The sequence below is a fragment of the Arthrobacter rhombi genome (genome assembly GCF_039526245.1).
Taxonomy (GTDB): domain Bacteria; phylum Actinomycetota; class Actinomycetes; order Actinomycetales; family Micrococcaceae; genus Arthrobacter_H; species Arthrobacter_H rhombi.
Genome location: NZ_BAAAIV010000004.1, coordinates 177,735 through 194,459, shown reverse-complemented (window position 1 = coordinate 194,459; position 16,725 = coordinate 177,735). Strand labels below are relative to the sequence as shown.

Genomic DNA, 16,725 nt, shown 5'->3' with positions numbered 1-16,725 from the left:
AACCAACATAGCCGCGCTCAGCCCCCTTGTGCAGCCGGGGCCTCGTCCTCGGCACGCACGGGAGCGAACCGGTACCCGACATTGCGGACCGTTCCGATGAGCTGTTCGTGGTCCGCGCCCAGCTTGGCGCGCAAACGGCGCACGTGCACGTCAACGGTGCGGGTGCCTCCGTAGTAGTCATATCCCCACACCTCGTGGAGCAGCTGGTCGCGGCTGAAGACCAGCCCGGGATGCAGGGCGAGGTGCTTGAGCAGCTCGAACTCCTTGTAGGTCAGGTTCAGCGGCTCACCGTTCACACGCGCCGTGTAGCTGGCCTCGTTGATGACCACGCCGCCGGCCCGGATCTCGGCGGCTTCCTGGGTCGCCGCGGCGGCCGACAGGGAGGTCACCAGTCGCAGCCGGGCCTCGACCTCGGCGGGTCCCGCGGTTTCCAGCACGACGTCGTTGGCCTGCCACAGGGGGGAGACCGCCGCCATGCCGCCCTCGGTGAGGACCAGGATGATGGGGGTCTCGATCCCCATGGTGCGGGCCAGCTGGCACAGCGAGCGCGCCGTGGCCAGGTCCTTGCGGGCGTCGAGCATGATCGTGTCGACCGTGGGCAGCTGCAACAAGGTGGCGGAGGCCGCGGGCAGGATCTTCAGATCATGCGAGAGCAGCTCCAGCGCGGGCAGCACGCCTACCGATGAGCCGGGCGCATTCGTCAGCAAGAGGATGCTGGCCATGCGGAGACCTCCTTTCCCACGTCCCTCGGACCGATGCACGACGTTGGGACCGGAAGTTGTGGACAGTATATGTGGAGCGCCCCGGCGACCCACAGCCAGCGGCCGATGAGGCAGGATGTATGACGTGAGAACCAAAACCTTTGCCGCCTCGTCGTTGCTGGCGGTTGCCGCGCTCATTGCCTCAAGTTACGCCGGACCGGGCGCCGGGGGCTGGCCCATGTGGGCGGCGCTGTGCGTCTGCATCGTGGTGTTCGCCGGGGGGTTTCCCCGGCTCATCGGCTTGCCCGCACCGCTGCCGTTGGGGATCGTCATCGCGCTCGCCGGCATCGGGTCCGCGACGACCGCCGCCGTGGCGCCCATGCCCGTGCCGCTGCAGTGGATGGGCGCGTTTTGCGCCGTGGGCGTGGTCCTGGTGTTCCTGACGCAGCTGCTGCGTGGCACCGGGGAGAGCCAACGGCTCGAATCGACGCTGGGGGGATGCGTGGGTGTGCTCATCGCAGTGTTCGGCAGCGGTTGGGTGGGAGCGGACCGGCTGGCCCCCAATGCCGCTGACGGTTCGATGATGCTGCTCTCCGGGCTCAGCCTCGCCGCCGCCGTGCTGGTGTCGTCGCTGCGCTGGCCGACCCGCATCACCGCGCCCCTGGGGCTGGTGGCGGCCATCCTCGTCGGTGGCATCGCCAGTGCCGTGTCAGCCGACGTGACCGTGGTGCCGGGCATCGTGGTCGGCGCAGTCGTCGGTGCCGTGGTGGTCTGCCTGCGCGTGATGTTGGTCTCCGAGGCCTCGGCCCTGCGGGGGAGCGCGATCACCGCGGCTGCCCCCGGGGTCCCGGGCACGCCGAAGGACCACCCCGTGACGGAGCCCGCCGCCGGGAACCCGGTGTTGGATCCCTGGGGGGCGATTGCCGGCGGCGTCGCCGCTGTGATCGCCTCGGGCGCACTCGTCTACTACACCGAGCGGCTGCTGCTGCGCTGACCCCGCGCGCCACCGGCTGTCACCGAATCCGTTTCGCGGCGGCACGGCGTTAGGATGGTGCCATGGAATCGAATTACATGGCACTCGAGATCTTCTTCATCACCCTCCTGGTGGTCGCCGGGCTCGGCATGGCCGGCTTCGCCGGCCTGGTCGTCACGCGCCTTTTCAAGGGCCAGAAGTAGCCAGGTCCGCACTGCATGCCCATTGAGATCCCCACAGACCTGACCCCGGAGCTCGTCCCGCTCTCGTGGCTCATCGGGACCTGGGAGGGGGCCGGTCGGCTGGGTGATGGAGAGGGCGATGACGCCCACTTCATCCAGCGCGTCGAGTTCATCGACGACGGCGCCCCGTACCTGTCCTACCGTGCCGCCAGCTGGCTCAGCGACGAAGAGGGCAACAAGCTGCGCGCGTTGGCCACCGAACAGGGCTACTGGGCCCTGGACCGTCCCCTGCAGGACGCCGATGGCGGCCCCGGCATGACCCCGGGAGAGATCGTGCCGGCCCTCCGCTCGGCCGACGACGTCGAGGCGTTGCGGGCTCCCGAAGGTGGATTCAACATCGTGGTGAACATCGCCCACCCGCGCGGGGTATCCGAGCTCTACTACGGCAACATCAACGGCCCACGGATTGAACTGGCCACCGACATGGTGGTCCGTGGACCCAATTCGCGGGAATTCACCTCGGCCACCCGCATGTATGGGCTGGTCAATGGCCAGTTGTTCTGGCGGTGGGATGTGGCCGCCGACGGCGAGCCACTCTCGGCGCACGCCTCCGCAGCCCTGACGAAGCAGGCCTGAGATGACGTGGCGATCACCCCTGCTGGACCGGCCCGGCGCGGTGGAAGGCACCGGTAGCGATGCCGGGGTCGCGGCCCACTATGGCGAACCCCTTCCGGAACAGCGCCGGCTGGATCGCGGTGAAGCAGTCGCGGACCTGTCCCAGCGCGGCGTGGTCACCGTCTCCGGTCCGGACCGGTTGTCCTGGCTGAACAGCCTCTCGAGCCAGTTGGTGCTGGGGTTGGAACCGGGCCAGAGCACCGAGGCCCTTTTCCTGACCGTGCAGGGCCGGGTGGAATACGACTGCCGTGTCATCGACGACGGTGAAACCACCTGGTTGCTCGTCGAAGGCGATGAGGCAGCCCCACTGGCGGCCTGGCTGGATTCCATGCGTTTCATGCTCCGCGTCGAGATCCATGACGCCACGGCTGACTGGGCCATTGTCGGTGCCGGGGCACAGATCCCCTCGCTGGCAGGGTACCCCTCCTGGCAGGACCCCTGGCCCGGTGTGAGCCGTGGCGGGTACGCCTATTCCGTCGGCGAGCACCCGGCGACCGGACGGGTCTGGATCGAATACATCGTTCCCCGCGCCGACCTGGAATCCGCGGTCGGAGACCTGGCCCTGGCCGGGACCATGGCCGTCGAGGCGCTGCGCATCGCCGCCTGGCGCCCGCGGATCGGCACGGACGCCGACGAGAAGTCCATCCCCCACGAGTTGGACCTGCTGCGGACCGCGGTCCACCTCGAAAAGGGGTGCTACAAGGGCCAGGAGACGATCGCCCGGGTCCACAACCTGGGGCATCCGCCCCGGCGGATCGTCTTCCTGCACCTGGACGGCAGCGTCCACACCCACCCTGCGGTCGGCAGCGAGGTCCGTCTGGGGGAGAAGGTCGTCGGGAAGGTCACCTCGGTGGCCCTGCACTACGAGGCGGGTCCGATCGCGCTGGCCACCATCCGGCGCAATACCGATCCCGCAGCGACCCTGACCGTGCGCGACGGCGACGAGGACTACCCGGCGAATCAGGAGACCATCGTGGCCACCGACGCCGGACAGGTCGTCGGCCGCGCCACTGGTTTCCTGCGCCCGCCGCGCTAGCAGCGGTTGGCGGCCAGCCGCCGTCGTGCGCTTTTAGCCCTCTCCCACACTGGCACGCGTCAGCGAGCCGGTGAGGGCGAAGCCCAGGGCATCGGCCATGAGCTGGGCCGCCTTGTTGCTGACGTCCGCCGCGCATTGCGCGACGAATCCTTCGGCCAATGCGTCGTCAGCGGCCAGCGCCGCACTGTAGGTCCCCAACCCGTGGCGTCGCAGCGCGGGCGCGGTGATCACCGCCAGATCGGCAACGAGCCCCTCCCACACCGTGTATCCGGCACCGGCCAGGGGCGCGTGCCCCTCCTCGGCGACCAGCGTGAACGTCTTGCCGCGTTCTGCCAGGTGGACTCCGGCCAGGTCATCACGGGGACACAGGGCTTCCAGCTCGAGGGCGGTGGCCGGATCATGGGAGACCAGGGTGGTGGTGGACTCCTCGAGGACCGGCGGCTGGTCGGCGTAGTACAACAGGGATTCGCCCAACCCGCGGGCGGCGACATCACCGTGGGCACGGATCAGCCCGAGCAGCGTCGACTCGGCGGCGAGCTCCTCGTCGTGGATGCCGTCCGCCGCGCGCAGCAGCCATGCGGGTCCGGACAGGACCGAGCCACCCATGAACCGCACGAACGTCGCCTCGGTGGCAGCGTCGTCGCGGTGGTTGATGCGTACTTCATCCACGCCCAGCGCCACGGAGGCCAGCGCCGAGTCTTCCATGCCCAACCGCCGCGCCCACGCCAGGGCAATGATGGCACGCGTTCCGGTCTCCAATTCCATGGTCTCCAGCCTACTGACCTGTGGGCCGCCGGGACCACCAGCGGCTATCCGAAGAGGACCGCGGCCTCGTCGTAGCGGTGCTGCGGGACGCGTTTGAGGTTGTTCAGGGCCGCCTGGAAGGGCACCCGGTGGATGTTGGTGCCGCGCAGGGCGACCATGTTCCCCCAGGCGCCGTCGTGCACTGCGTCGACGGAGGCCATGCCCAACCGGGTCGCCAGGACCCGGTCGAACGCACTGGGGACACCGCCACGCTGGATGTGCCCGAGGACGGTGGCCCGGGTCTCGATGCCCGTGTCGGTCTCGATCCGGTAGGCCAGCTGTTCACCGATGCCGCCGAGCCGCGGACGCCCCACGGCGTCCAGGCCCCGGTCGGAGTAGGCCTCGTCGGCGCCTTCGGGGACGAAGCCCTCGGCCACGACCACCAAGGGGGCACGCCCACGATCCAGGGCCTCGCGGACCCAGGCGTTGATCTGTTCCATGCCCACGCCCTGCTCGGGGATGAGGATGGCGTGCGCGCCGGCTGCCATGCCGCAGTGCAAGGCGATCCAGCCGACGTGGCGGCCCATGACCTCGGCGACCATGCAGCGGTGGTGGGACTCGCCCGTGGTGCGCAGGCGGTCGATGGCCTCGGTGGCGATGGCGACTGCCGTATCGAAGCCGAAGGTGTAGTCGGTGGCGTCGAGGTCGTTGTCGATCGTCTTGGGGACGCCGACGATCTTCAGCCCGGCGTCGGTGAGCCGCTTGGCGGCGGCCAGGGTCCCCTCGCCGCCGATGGCGACCACCGCGTCGATCCCCAGGCGTTCGAGTGTGGCGGAGATCCGTTCCGGACCGCCCTGCTCGCCCTCGAACGGGTTGGTGCGGGAGGTGCCCAGGATGGTGCCGCCCTGTTTGGAGATGCCGCGGACGCGTTCGCGCGGCAGTTCGACCGTTTCGCCCTCCACGACACCGCGCCAGCCGTCCAGGAAGCCGACGAATTCGTGGTCATAGCTCTTGATGCCGTTGAGGACCGCTCCGCGGATGACGGCGTTGAGGCCCGGGCAGTCTCCGCCGCTGGTGAGGATTCCGATGCGCATGGTGATGGTGTGTGCTTTCGTCAGGTTCACGTCCCGTCAGGGGGACCTTGCTCGGAGCGCGACACTGGGCTCATCACCGTTGATGCTAGCAACTGGCAGATGAGACGGCCACCACAACTGCTGTGGTGGCCGTCATCTGCGGGGTTGGTGTGCCCGGGGGCGGGTCCCTACCGGCGGGTTTGTCCGCCGATGATGCGTTCCAGCGGGATGGAATCGTCGTGGAACGGCAGCACCAGCCACAGCACCAGGTACAGGGGCAGCCCGATGAAGGGCAGCAGGAAACTGAGCAGGATGGCGATGCGGACGATGCTCACGTCCCAGCCGGTGGCCCGGGCGATCCCTCCGCCGATGCCGCCAACGATGCGCTGGGGGCCGCGGCGGAAGGAGACGGAGCGGAGGGTGCGGTACACGGATTCCATGGGAAGTCCTTTCGAGGAGTGGATGGGGGGAAGCTGGGGAGTGGGGACCGAGGCTATCAGGACCGCGACGGGGATTTTCCCGACGATCGGCGTGCCGCGACCAGGCCCCCGATGATCAGGACCAGCCCGGCACCGAGGAAGAGCGAAATCGCGACGGCGCTGCCGCTGAGGGTGATGCCGTAGAAGACCGACACCAGGATCAGCAGGCCCAGGGCCACGACCACCAGGCCGAAGACCAGTGTCCCCATCGGCACCGTCCGGGGTTCGGCAGGAAGGTCGGCAGTCGCGGGGCCGTCCGTGGGGACGTCCGCAGCGGCGCCGGGCCAAGCGCTTCCGGAGGGGGCAGCCAGGGGCTCGGCCCGGGTGTCCGGCGCCGGGGCATCGAGGCGTTCGGTGGGGTGGTCCGCCGGTGTGGTTTCCGGCGGGACGGGACGTTCCGGGGTGTTCCCGGTGGTGGGCTCGCTCATGGCGTGACCTCCTCGGAGGTGATGGAGATGGAGTTGAAGGCACCGTCGATGTTCAGGCGCAGGACGGGGCCGGTGGCGTCGGGATTGATGTCCAGGGTGTCGTCGCGGGCAATGCCGGAGTACTTCTGGACCCCATCGCCGGTGTGCACCTCCATCGAGTAGAACGCCGAATCACCGGTGATCTGGACGGGGATGTCATCGGGAACGGTGATGTCGAGGCTGCCGAACACGTTGGTCACCGACAGCGTCGTGTCCTGCGTCAGATCCCGTGAATAGTGGGTCAGGTCCAGATGGCCGTTGTTGAACGCGTAGGTGTAGTCGTTCCCGGAGCGTTCCGAGACCGGGCCCGGCCAGCCGCGATCGATCGTGCCGCCGTAGTTCAGGCCGCCCACCAGGATGGTGGGCACCAGCAGGGCGATGGTGAAGCCGGTCAGCGCCCCGCCACGAAGCCTGCGGATCGCCGCGCCGATCAGGCCCGCGCCCAGGACCGTGACTGCAGCGGCCAAAGCGACGGTGACCTCGCGTCCCTGGTAGTCCAGCAGGGAGTTCATCGACGTCAGGATGACGGCGCCGGCGACCAGGACGGCAAGGCCCAGGACGATCGCGACGGTATGCCCGGGCAGGGCCGGCCGCGGAGGCGCCGGTGGCCGGCGCGGTGCGTGGGGCGTGTGGGGGGCCGGCCGACGGCCCGTTGCCTGCGTCGCGCCGGGGACGGACTCCGCAGCCGGTGAGGCGCCCGCTCCGGTGCCCTGTCCCGGCCCCCAGGTGGGGGCCGAGGTGGCCCCGGTCCCCGCAGCGCTCCACGCGGGGGCGGCATACGGGTTGGCGGGGGTGCCGTCGTCGTACCCGGTGCCCGGGTCCCGGCGCCGGGACTGTCGGGAGGAGACAAACCAGATGACGGCCCCCACGACCAGGACGGTCCATACGAGCTCGCCCCACCAGGAATCGCCGTTGTCGAAGCGCCAACCGCCGAGCACCAGCGGCCCGTTGAGGAGCCCGATCCCCGCGAAGACCACGGCACCGGTCATGCCGGAGCTCCAGCGCCCGCGCCCCGCCTCCTGCAGGTGGATGCGGCCATCCGGGCCGGGCAGCAGTGCCCAGGCGGCGCCGTAGAGCAGCAGGCCGACACCGGAGAAGATGACGATGAGCAGCACCAGGCCACGCGAGAGTGCGGTGTCGATGCCGAAGCGCTGGCCCAGTCCCGAGGAGACGCCGCCCATCCAATGACGTTCGCCGCGCTGGACGCCCAGGCCCCGGATCCAGCGGAAGAAGGAGTTCTCTGCAGGTGCGTTGTTCATGTCTTCCATCCTTCCGCGCCGGCGGCATGCCCGCCATCGGGGTCTGCCCTGAACGACCCCTGATCCTTGCCCCCAAAACCCCGGTTCCCGGTCCCGGACGGGGGCGGGCGTGCTTGGATGGACCCATGACCGACATCCCCACCAGGCCCCCGCTCGTGCGCGCCGAACCGCGTGTGCTGGCGGGTGTCTGCGCCGGGCTCGCGCTCCATCTGGGCCAGCCGGTGCGCACCATCAGGATCGGCATGGCCGTGCTGACGCTGGTCGCCGGCGCCGGAATCCTGCTCTACGCCTGGCTTTGGGTCATGGTGCCCTCCAGCGAGGACGCCCTGCAGGATGCCGAACGCGGCAGGGCCGGGCGGCCCGTCTCGCTGCAACGCGCAACCGATGACCAGGGCACGACGGCGGAGCCATCTGTGGGGGCCGGGCACCCACCGCGGGGCCGGCCTGGGCTCCGGTTCGGCAGCCTGGCCGGCCGGGAGATCCTGGCCGGTGCCGGGCTGTTGCTGCTGGGCCTGCTGATCTTCGCGCAGATGCAGGGCCTGCCCGTGGCCTGGGGCCTGATCTGGCCGGCAGTGCTGATCATCGCCGGCGCGGTGCTGGCCTGGCTGCAGCTCGATGCGGTGAGCCGGCGCGGGCTGCGCAAGGCGGCCGGGGCGGACCGGGCCGCCGGCATGGTCCGGCTGATCGGCGGCGTTGCCCTGGTGGTGTTGGGGTTGATCTTCCTGGTGTCCGGTGCCGTGAGCCTGGAGGCCCTGTGGAACGGGGCGTTCGTCGCCGTGATCGTCCTGGGCGGCGTGGTCCTGGTCCTGGCCCCCTGGGGGCTGCGGTTCTGGAGGGACTACGAATCCGAACGGGCCAACCGCATCCGGGTCGGTGAACGGGCGGAAATCGCCGCCCACCTGCACGATTCTGTCCTGCAGACCCTGGCCCTGATCCAGAAACGGGCCGGCGACGAGGCCCAGGTCCTGCGGCTGGCCCGCGCCCAGGAACGCGAATTGCGCCAGTGGCTCTACCGGGAGACACCGGTGGCCGAAGGCGATATCTGCGAGGCCATCCGGGCCGAGGCCGCACGGCTGGAGGAATCGCATGACGCGGTGATCGACGTCGTCAGCGTCGGGGAGCGTGAGGGCCTCGAAGGCCATGACGCAGTGGTCCAGGCAGCCCGCGAAGCCATGCTCAATGCGGCCAAGCACGCCGGGGGGACGGTGTCCGTCTACGTGGAGGCCTCCGACGCCGGCGTCGACGTCTTCGTCCGCGATCGTGGCGTCGGCTTCGACCCGGACGCGCTGCCCGGGGACCGGATGGGGGTCCGTGAATCGATCGTCGGGCGCATGCAGCGCAACGGGGGATCGGCGACGATCAGCAGCAACGGCAGGGGCACCGAAGTCCACCTGGCCATGAAGCACGAGGCAAGCGAGGAGCAGAGCCGATGAACAACGGTGAACCGCAGGCAGCACCCCAGCAGATCCGGGTGGTGGTCGTCGACGACCATGCCATCTTCCGGTCGGGCCTGAAATCCGACCTCGACTCCCGTCTGCTGGTCGTGGGGGAGGCGGCCACGGTGGACGGGGCAATCCGTGCCGTCACGGAGCTGCGTCCCGACGTCGTGCTGCTCGATGTGCACCTGCCCGGCGGGCGAGGTGGTGGCGGCGCGGAGGTGGTCGCCGGTTGCGCGGGAATGCTCGGGGATGTGCGATTCCTGGCATTGAGCGTCTCCGACGCCGCCGAAGACGTCGTCACGGTCATCCGTGCCGGCGCCAGGGGGTACGTGACCAAGTCCATTTCGGGGCAGGACATCTCCGACGCCGTGGTGCGCGTGGCCGCCGGTGATGCCGTCTTCTCGCCGCGCCTGGCAGGTTTCGTGTTGGACGCCTTCGGCACGCAGGCCGCCGTCAGCGCGGACGACGAACTGGATCTGCTCTCCGCCCGCGAGCTGGAGGTCATGCGGTTGATTGCCAGGGGCTACACGTACAAGGAGGTCGCCAAGGACCTCTTCATCTCGGTGAAAACCGTCGAGACGCATGTCTCCAAGGTGCTGCGCAAACTGCAGCTCTCCAATCGGCACGAGCTCACGCGGTGGGCGGTGGACCGCCGCATCCTCTAGAAACAGGTCTGCCCCGGGGCCAGGACACGTGACGGTGTCGCGGCCCCGGGGCAGAACCCTGCCGGTCGGCGGGCGAACCGCTACTGGGCCCGGCCCAGCAGCTGGGCGATCCGGCCCACGCCTTCGGCGAGGTCGTCATCGCCCAGGGCGTAGGACAGCCGCAGGTAGCCCGAAGGACCGAAGGCCTCGCCCGGGACGACGGCCACTTCGGCCTTGTCCAGGATCAGCGCGGCGAGTTCGGCGGAGGTCGCCGGACGTACGCCGTCGATGTCGCGACCGAGCATCCCGCGCACGTCCGCGTAGACGTAGAACGCGCCCTGCGGAGTCGGGCAGTCCACCCCGTCGATGGCGTCCAGCGCCGAGACGATGGCCTTGCGGCGACGGTCAAAGGCGGTCCGCATCTCGGCCACGGCATCCAGCGGGCCGGAGACGGCGGCCAAGGCGGCCATCTGCGAGACGTTCGCGACGTTGGAGGTGGAGTGTGACTGCAAGTTGGTGGCGGCCTTGATGACATCGGCCGGTCCGGCCATCCAGCCCACCCGCCAACCGGTCATCGCATAGGTCTTGGCCACGCCGTTGAGGATGACCACGCGGTCCCCGAGCTCGGGGGCCGCGGTGGCGATCGAGGTGAACTTCGCGTCGTCGTACGTCAGGTGCTCGTAGATCTCGTCCGTGACGACCCACAGGCCCCTGGCCGCGGCCCACCGGCCGATCTCGGCCACCATCTCCGGCGGGTAGACGGCGCCGGTCGGGTTGGAGGGGGAGACGAAGACCAGGACCTTGGTCCGGTCGGTGACCGCCGCCTCCAGCTGCTCGATCGTGACGAGATAGCCCTGTTCGGGCCCCGCGAAGACCTCCACCGGCATGCCACCGGCGAGGCGGATCGATTCGGGGTAGGTCGTCCAGAAGGGGGTCGGGACGATCACTTCGTCACCCGGATCCAACAAGGTGGCGAAGGTGTTGTAGACGGCCTGCTTGCCGCCGTTGGTGACCAGCACCTGGGAGGGCTCGATGGCATAGCCCGAGTCCCGTTGCGTCTTGGCTGCAATGGCCGCCTTCAGATCCGGCAGGCCGGCGGCGGGGGAGTAGCGGTGGAACCGCGGATCCCGGGCCGCGGCGACGGCTGCTTCCACCACGTAGTCGGGGGTCGGGAAATCGGGTTCGCCGGCGCCGAACCCGATCACCGGCCGACCGGCGGCCTTCAGCGCCTTGGCCTGGGCGTCCACGGCGAGGGTGGCTGATTCGGCGATGGATCCGATGCGTCGGGAGATGCGTGACATGGGGTCGCTTCCTGGGGTCGGGGGCGTGGAGCGTGGCTGATTCCAGCTTAGCGGCGTCATGGCGCGCCGCCCAGAATGCGTCCGCGCCCGGAACCTCGGCTGCGGCTGGCCCCACGGGGGCGCCGTTCGGTTCGACTTGTGGAGATCGAATGCGTAGACTGTTTCCTCGGTGTTGGAATACGCCTCGATGCGGTGTGCTTGAAAGGCAAATCGCGACGGGGAGGACCACCAATCCCGAAGGGTAGTGGCGCAATTGGTAGCGCAGCGGTCTCCAAAACCGCAGGTTGCAGGTTCGAGTCCTGTCTGCCCTGCGCAGTGGCATCCCCCACCGGTGGTGTGGGAAGCTCGGCGAAATCCACGTCACGGTGTGTTGCGGCCGACAGGCTGCGGTACACCGTGATTGTTTCAAGAAGCGAAGAACGCGAATCGAGGCACAGTGACCGAAGCAACAGCGGGAAGCTCGAAGGGCTCCCCCCGCGGCCGGAAACCGGCTCAGGGTGGCTTCTTTGCGCGTATCGCCTTGTTCTTCCGCCAGGTCATTTCCGAGCTCAAGAAGGTCGTCACACCGACCCGCAGCGAGTTGGTGAACTACACGCTGACCGTTCTGGGATTCGTGATCCTGGTGATGCTCATCGTCAGCGGGCTGGACCTGCTGTTCGGCAACGGCGCGATCCTCGTCTTCACGAACCCGCCGGAGCAGTAGGACCGACCGGCGCCCCAGGGGGCCGACGGCCCGTGACCGAGCCACGATGAAATGTTCTGGTTTACCAGTCAAAGAAAGCAGGAACCGCAGTGTCCGAGCAGGAACTCGAACCGCAGGCCAACGACGACGCCGTTGAGCAGGCAAGCGAGGCCGACGCCGTAGAGGTGTCGGCCCATTCCGTCGTGTCGGAGGAGCCATCGGCCGCCGACGCGTCTGAGGACACCGCGAACAACGAAGCAGACGATGCACCGGCCGAGGCCGAGGCAACGCCCGCCGCAGGCGAAGAGGTTGCGGAAGGCTCCGAGGGCGATGCCCCGGAGCTGTCCCCCGAGGAGGCCGTTGCGGCCGCCAAGGACGAATTCCGCACCCAGCTGCGCCGCCAGCCCGGCGACTGGTACGTCATCCACTCCTACGCAGGTTACGAGAACCGCGTGAAGGTGAACCTCGAGACCCGCGCCCAGACGCTGGGCATGGAGGAGTTCATCTACGAGATCCAGGTCCCCATGGAAGAAGTCGTGGAGATCAAGAACACGGCGCGCAAGATCGTCCGCCGCGTGCGCATCCCCGGCTACGTGCTGGTGCGCATGGAGTTGACCGACGCGTCGTGGGGCACCGTCCGGCATACCCCCGGTGTCACCGGCTTCGTCGGCAATGCCCACGACCCGGTGCCGCTGAGCCTGGACGAGGTGTACTCCATGCTTGAGCACACCATCGTGACCGAAGAACCGGCGCAGGCCGGTGGCTCGTCGAAGCCGGGCCGCCAGCCGATCTCCGAGGTCCACGTCGACTTCACCGTCGGCGAATCGGTCACCGTCAACGACGGCCCGTTCGAGACCCTGCCGGCAACGATCAGCGAGATCAAGCTCGAATCGCAGCAGCTCGTGGTCCTCGTGTCGATCTTCGAACGCGAAACCCCGGTCACCCTGTCGTTCAGCCAGGTCACCAAGATCCAGTAGGGATCACCGAAGACTTCGTCTCCCGCGCGGCCGCTTTCCGCCGCGGGAAACGATCCGGCCGCCGCGCCACGGCGGCCACCAGCCCCGGACACGCTCCTGTGTTCCGAGGAAAACGCATTGAGTAGAAGGACCCGAAATGGCCCCCAAGAAAAAGGTCACCGGCCTCATCAAGCTGCAGATCCAGGCAGGTGCCGCCAACCCGGCACCGCCGATCGGTCCCGCACTTGGTCAGCACGGTGTCAACATCATGGAGTTCTGCAAGGCGTACAACGCCGCCACGGAATCCCAGCGCGGCAATGTCGTACCGGTGGAGATCACGGTCTACGAAGACCGCTCCTTCACCTTCATCACCAAGACCCCGCCGGCAGCCGAGCTGATCAAGAAGGCTGCAGGCGTCGCCAAGGGCTCCGCCACCCCGCACACCGACAAGGTTGCGAAGCTGAGCCAGGCACAGGTCGAGGAGATCGCCAACACCAAGATGGAGGACCTGAACGCCAACGACATCCAGGCCGCCGCCAAGATCATCGCCGGCACCGCCCGCTCCATGGGCATCACCGTCGAGGGCTAATAACCCCCACCGTTTCCGCCACCGGCGGGAACACCCACAACATCAAAGAACGACGACGGAACCTCCACCGGAGGATGCCACCGGCGTCGTAGTGGCAGGGTCCAGCGCGATCCACGAATGACCACGACTGCATAAGGAGAACAAGCAGATGGCAAAGCGCAGCAAAGCATTCCAGGCGGCTGTCGCCAAGATCGATGGCGACAAGCTGTACACCCCGACCGAGGCCATCGCCTTGGCCAAGGAAACGGGTTCGGCCAAGACCGACTCGACCGTTGAGGTGGCCTTCCGCCTCGGCGTCGACCCCCGCAAGGCCGACCAGATGGTTCGCGGCACCGTGAACCTGCCGCACGGCACCGGCAAGACCGCCCGCGTGCTGGTCTTCGCCAACGGCGACAAGGCAGAAGCTGCCATCGCGGCCGGCGCCGACTTCGTGGGCTCCGACGACCTGATCGCCAAGATCTCGGCCGGCTGGACCGACTTCGACGCCGCTGTGGCCACCCCTGACCTCATGGGCAAGGTCGGTCGTCTCGGCAAGGTCCTCGGGCCGCGCAACCTGATGCCGAACCCGAAGACGGGCACGGTGACCATGGACGTCGCCAAGGCCGTCAATGACATCAAGGGCGGCAAGATCGACTTCCGCGTCGACAAGCACTCCAACCTCCACTTCATCATCGGCAAGGTGTCCTTCGACGCCGAGAAGCTGGCGGAGAACTACGCGGCAGCCCTCGACGAGGTCCTGCGCCTGAAGCCTTCCGCTTCCAAGGGCCGCTACATCTCCAAGGCCACCGTGGCCACCACCTTCGGCCCCGGCATCCCGGTGGACCCGAACGTGACCAAGGTCGTTGTCGGCGCCTAGCGTCAGCCCCGTCCGGTCACCGGACGACGTGAAGATCCCCGCATCCTGCTTTGGCAGGGGCGGGGATCTTTTTTGCCTCCCGGACGGCACTCTTCCTCAAGCAGTCCTGCCATGCCCCTTTACGCACGACACAGGGGCACGTACTGTATTGATTGATAAGTCCCAATCGGTCGAGAAGTGACCAGTCACTTCCCGGATCACCCACGGAGGGTGCCATGACCAGCCAGCTCGCCATCGAGGATCTTAAGGTCCCGGCCGCGCTTGACACGCCCGAAGGAACCGCCTTCGCGCAGATCCAGCAGCTGTTCCGCGACGCCGCACTGCAAGAACTGGGGCACGACGACCTGGTGTCGCCCGATGCCGTGCAGCTGGCCCGCATGCAGCCGAGCCCCTACGGGCGGAATCTGCTGCTCGTAGCGCGCTCCGGCGCGGACGCCACCGCGCCCGTCATCGCCGCGGCGATGGTCTTCCTGCCGCAGGCCGAGAACCTCGAGGCCGCGGATATCGACCTCGTGGTCGCCCCGCAGTGGCGCCGCCAGGGGGTCGGGACCCGCTTGCTGGACCACGCGGCCTCGGTCTGTGCCCGGGAAGGGCGCACCATTCTCAACGGCTATTCCGAATTGTCCCTGTCGTTCGGGGACTCGGTGGGGGCTCCGGGCCCCGGGGTCTCGGCCGTGGCCCCCGAATCGGGGGCCGGGTGGGTGGATGCCTCCTCGGCTTCGACGGCGTTCGCGCGCAGTTGCGGGTTTGTCCTGGGGCAAATCGAGCGGGGCAGCCGCGTGGAGATCGGGCCGGCGGATTTCGCCGTGTGGGACGGGCTGGAGCGTGAGGCACTCGCTGGGTCTGACGGCTACGAGACGATCTCGTGGACCGGGCCCGTCCCCGAGTGGGCGGTCGATGACTATTGCCGCATCATCGAGCGGATGGATACCGACCCTCCCGCGGGAGGCCTGGAATTCGAACCGTCCCGATGGGACGCCACCCGCTTGCGCACGATGGAGGATCGGCGCCGGCGGCAGGGGACCGGCAACGTGGTCACCGTGGCCCGGCATGAGGCGACCGGACGGCTGGTGGCCTATACCGAATTGGTGGTCTTTGCCGGCCGGAAGGACCTGGCCTTCCAGGAAGGGACGTTGGTGCTCCCGGAGCACCGGGGACATCGTCTCGGCCAGTTGGCCAAGGCACGAAATCATCGTGAACTGGTGCGGCTGCAGCCGGCAGTGGAACGGATCTACACCTGGAACGCGGCCGAAAATGCCTACATGCTGCGGATAAATGAAGCGTTGGGCTTCGCTGCCTGCTTGGTGGAGCCTGGCTGGATCCGAAAATAGGCCGGTGGCGTCGGAGATGGGCCGGCTCGATTTGGCCGAGCCGGTCCGGGCGGGATAAGCTAAACGAACCAAAGACCGTCGGTCGGTGGTGTCCCGTGTCCGCACGGACTCCACCCGAAAGTCCCAGCTAAGGGGCGGCCTACGCAGGTGAACGAAGTTTTCCTCCCCAGGGTGGCATATGCCGCCCAGGGTTGAGAAGCCCCGTGCATCTGCGCGGGGCGTTTTTTATGCCAGCCCCTCCGGGGTGTGTGGACCGGGTAGGCCGACTCAGAGACAATCCCCGGAAGGAGGGTTATGGCAACGCAGATCAAGATTTCCGCAGTTGAGGAAATCATCAACGACTTCAAGGAGTCGGGCGCCGCTGTCCTGACCGAATACCGTGGGCTCACCGTTGCACAGCTCAAGGAGTTGCGCCGTTCACTTGGTCAAGACACCAAGTTCTCGGTCGTGAAGAACACTCTGACGGGCATCGCAGCCAAGGAAGCCGGCATCGAAGCATTCGATGGCCAGCTGGCCGGCCCGACCGCTATCGCCTTTATCAAGGGCGATGCAGTGGCCGCGGCCAAGAGCCTGACGGATTTTGCCAAGGCCAACGAGAAGCTGGTCATCAAGACCGGTTACTTCGATGGCAAGGCCATGGACGCATCCGAGGTGGCCGCACTGGCCGCACTCGAGTCCCGCGAGCACCAGCTGGCCCGCGTGGCCGGTGTCCTCCAGGCTCCGGCATCCGCCGCAGCCCGCATCATCGAGGCACTGCGTGCAAAGCGTGAAGAAGAAGGTGGTGCAGCGTCGGCTCCGGCCGAAGCTCCCGCCGCTGAGGCCGAGGAAGCACCTGCTGCCGACGCTGCCACCGAAGAAGCCTAAGGGCCCTTCACACCACCAAACATCTCGCGGCACCGAATCGTGCCGCCCCATGGAAAGGACGCCACATCATGGCGAAGCTCACCACCGAAGAGCTCCTTGAGGCTTTCAAGGAAATGACCATCATCGAGCTCTCCGAGTTCGTTAAGACCTTCGAGGAGACCTTCGAGGTCACCGCCGCTGCTGTCGCCGTTGCCGGCCCGGCCGGCGGTGCCGCCGAGGCCGCCGAAGAGCAGACCGAATTCGACGTCGTGCTCGAAGCAGCCGGCGACAAGAAGATCGCAGTGATCAAGGAAGTTCGCTCCCTGACGTCCCTCGGACTGAAGGAAGCCAAGGACCTCGTGGACGGCGCCCCCAAGGCCGTTCTGGAAGCTGCCACCAAGGAAGCTGCCGAGAAGGCCAAGGAGGCCCTCGAGGCCGCCGGCGCGACCGTCACGGTCAAGTAGCCTCACCTCGTTTCAGGCGGAACCCCGCACA

General features: G+C 68.0%; 19 protein-coding genes and 1 tRNA gene. 13 read left to right on the top strand and 7 right to left on the bottom strand.

The features are described from left to right. Positions 1-17: 17 nt before the first annotated feature. On the bottom strand, positions 18-722 hold the full coding sequence (locus ABD088_RS03365) for a winged helix-turn-helix domain-containing protein (protein WP_343900065.1): 705 nt from the start codon (positions 720-722) through the stop codon (positions 18-20). A 124-nt stretch (positions 723-846) separates the two neighbouring features. Between ABD088_RS03365 and ABD088_RS03360 the strand changes: the two genes are divergently transcribed. From ABD088_RS03360 to ygfZ, 3 genes are all read left to right on the top strand, one after another. Next, the gene (locus tag ABD088_RS03360; protein WP_343900063.1) at positions 847-1,695 is read left to right on the top strand and encodes a hypothetical protein; all 849 of its coding nucleotides are present in this window, start codon (positions 847-849) and stop codon (positions 1,693-1,695) included. Positions 1,696-1,892: 197 nt separating this feature from the next. Continuing rightward, the gene (locus tag ABD088_RS03355) at positions 1,893-2,492 is read left to right on the top strand and encodes a heme-binding beta-barrel domain-containing protein (RefSeq protein ID WP_343900062.1); all 600 of its coding nucleotides are present in this window, start codon (positions 1,893-1,895) and stop codon (positions 2,490-2,492) included. Position 2,493: 1 nt separating this feature from the next. After that, a complete protein-coding gene (ygfZ, locus tag ABD088_RS03350) occupies positions 2,494-3,567 on the top strand; it encodes a CAF17-like 4Fe-4S cluster assembly/insertion protein YgfZ (RefSeq protein WP_343900060.1) in 1,074 nt (357 codons plus the stop codon). Positions 3,568-3,600: 33 nt separating this feature from the next. Here ygfZ and ABD088_RS03345 read toward each other — a convergent pair whose 3' ends face one another. The 5 genes from ABD088_RS03345 to ABD088_RS03325 all read right to left on the bottom strand — a co-directional run bounded on the left by ABD088_RS03345 (position 3,601) and on the right by ABD088_RS03325 (position 7,589). Then, positions 3,601-4,332 (bottom strand): GNAT family N-acetyltransferase, encoded by a 732-nt coding sequence (locus tag ABD088_RS03345; protein ID WP_343900059.1) that lies wholly within the window; start codon positions 4,330-4,332, stop codon positions 3,601-3,603. A 44-nt stretch (positions 4,333-4,376) separates the two neighbouring features. Beyond that, positions 4,377-5,405, bottom strand: a complete 1,029-nt coding sequence (locus tag ABD088_RS03340) for a 6-phosphofructokinase (protein WP_343900377.1) — start codon at positions 5,403-5,405, stop codon at positions 4,377-4,379. Between the two features lie 167 nt (positions 5,406-5,572). Then, the gene (locus tag ABD088_RS03335; RefSeq protein ID WP_343900057.1) at positions 5,573-5,824 is read right to left on the bottom strand and encodes a PspC domain-containing protein; all 252 of its coding nucleotides are present in this window, start codon (positions 5,822-5,824) and stop codon (positions 5,573-5,575) included. A 56-nt stretch (positions 5,825-5,880) separates the two neighbouring features. After that, a complete protein-coding gene (locus ABD088_RS03330; RefSeq protein ID WP_343900056.1) occupies positions 5,881-6,291 on the bottom strand; it encodes a TIGR04086 family membrane protein in 411 nt (136 codons plus the stop codon). Beyond that, entirely contained in the window at positions 6,288-7,589 is a 1,302-nt protein-coding gene (locus tag ABD088_RS03325; RefSeq protein WP_343900054.1) for a PspC domain-containing protein, read from the bottom strand. Before ABD088_RS03325 ends, ABD088_RS03330 begins: the two co-directional genes overlap by 4 nt. Positions 7,590-7,714: 125 nt before the next feature. Here ABD088_RS03325 and ABD088_RS03320 point away from each other — a divergent pair, with 125 nt between their 5' ends. Together ABD088_RS03320 and ABD088_RS03315 are read left to right on the top strand one after the other, a co-directional pair. Then, complete coding sequence (locus tag ABD088_RS03320; RefSeq protein WP_343900053.1) at positions 7,715-9,022, top strand: ATP-binding protein; 1,308 nt, start codon at positions 7,715-7,717, stop codon at positions 9,020-9,022. Then, positions 9,019-9,693, top strand: coding sequence for a LuxR C-terminal-related transcriptional regulator (locus ABD088_RS03315; RefSeq protein WP_343900051.1), 675 nt, complete (start codon positions 9,019-9,021; stop codon positions 9,691-9,693). Before ABD088_RS03320 ends, ABD088_RS03315 begins: the two co-directional genes overlap by 4 nt. 80 nt (positions 9,694-9,773) lie before the next feature. Here the strand turns inward: ABD088_RS03315 and ABD088_RS03310 are convergent, their stop codons facing one another. Then, positions 9,774-10,973: a pyridoxal phosphate-dependent aminotransferase gene (locus ABD088_RS03310; protein ID WP_343900050.1), complete on the bottom strand. Its 1,200-nt coding sequence runs from the start codon at positions 10,971-10,973 to the stop codon at positions 9,774-9,776. Between the two features lie 238 nt (positions 10,974-11,211). On the opposite strand from ABD088_RS03310, the gene ABD088_RS03305 reads away from it, so the two are divergent. From ABD088_RS03305 to rplL, 8 genes are all read left to right on the top strand, one after another. Continuing rightward, positions 11,212-11,284, top strand: a tRNA-Trp gene (locus tag ABD088_RS03305). 125 nt (positions 11,285-11,409) lie between these two features. Then, positions 11,410-11,676 carry a preprotein translocase subunit SecE gene (gene secE, locus ABD088_RS03300; protein ID WP_343900049.1) on the top strand — a complete coding sequence of 89 codons (267 nt, stop codon included), beginning with the start codon at positions 11,410-11,412 and terminating at the stop codon, positions 11,674-11,676. A gap of 89 nt (positions 11,677-11,765) precedes the next feature. Next, complete coding sequence (nusG, locus tag ABD088_RS03295; protein ID WP_343900048.1) at positions 11,766-12,632, top strand: transcription termination/antitermination protein NusG; 867 nt, start codon at positions 11,766-11,768, stop codon at positions 12,630-12,632. A 136-nt stretch (positions 12,633-12,768) separates the two neighbouring features. After that, on the top strand, positions 12,769-13,200 hold the full coding sequence (rplK, locus tag ABD088_RS03290; RefSeq protein WP_343900046.1) for a 50S ribosomal protein L11: 432 nt from the start codon (positions 12,769-12,771) through the stop codon (positions 13,198-13,200). A 148-nt stretch (positions 13,201-13,348) separates the two neighbouring features. Next, positions 13,349-14,056: a 50S ribosomal protein L1 gene (gene rplA, locus ABD088_RS03285; protein WP_343900044.1), complete on the top strand. Its 708-nt coding sequence runs from the start codon at positions 13,349-13,351 to the stop codon at positions 14,054-14,056. A gap of 215 nt (positions 14,057-14,271) precedes the next feature. Then, positions 14,272-15,387, top strand: coding sequence for a GNAT family N-acetyltransferase (locus ABD088_RS03280; RefSeq protein ID WP_343900043.1), 1,116 nt, complete (start codon positions 14,272-14,274; stop codon positions 15,385-15,387). A 294-nt stretch (positions 15,388-15,681) separates the two neighbouring features. After that, positions 15,682-16,251: a 50S ribosomal protein L10 gene (gene rplJ, locus ABD088_RS03275; protein WP_343900042.1), complete on the top strand. Its 570-nt coding sequence runs from the start codon at positions 15,682-15,684 to the stop codon at positions 16,249-16,251. A 68-nt stretch (positions 16,252-16,319) separates the two neighbouring features. Beyond that, on the top strand, positions 16,320-16,694 hold the full coding sequence (rplL, locus tag ABD088_RS03270; RefSeq protein ID WP_343900040.1) for a 50S ribosomal protein L7/L12: 375 nt from the start codon (positions 16,320-16,322) through the stop codon (positions 16,692-16,694). Positions 16,695-16,725: the final 31 nt, after the last annotated feature.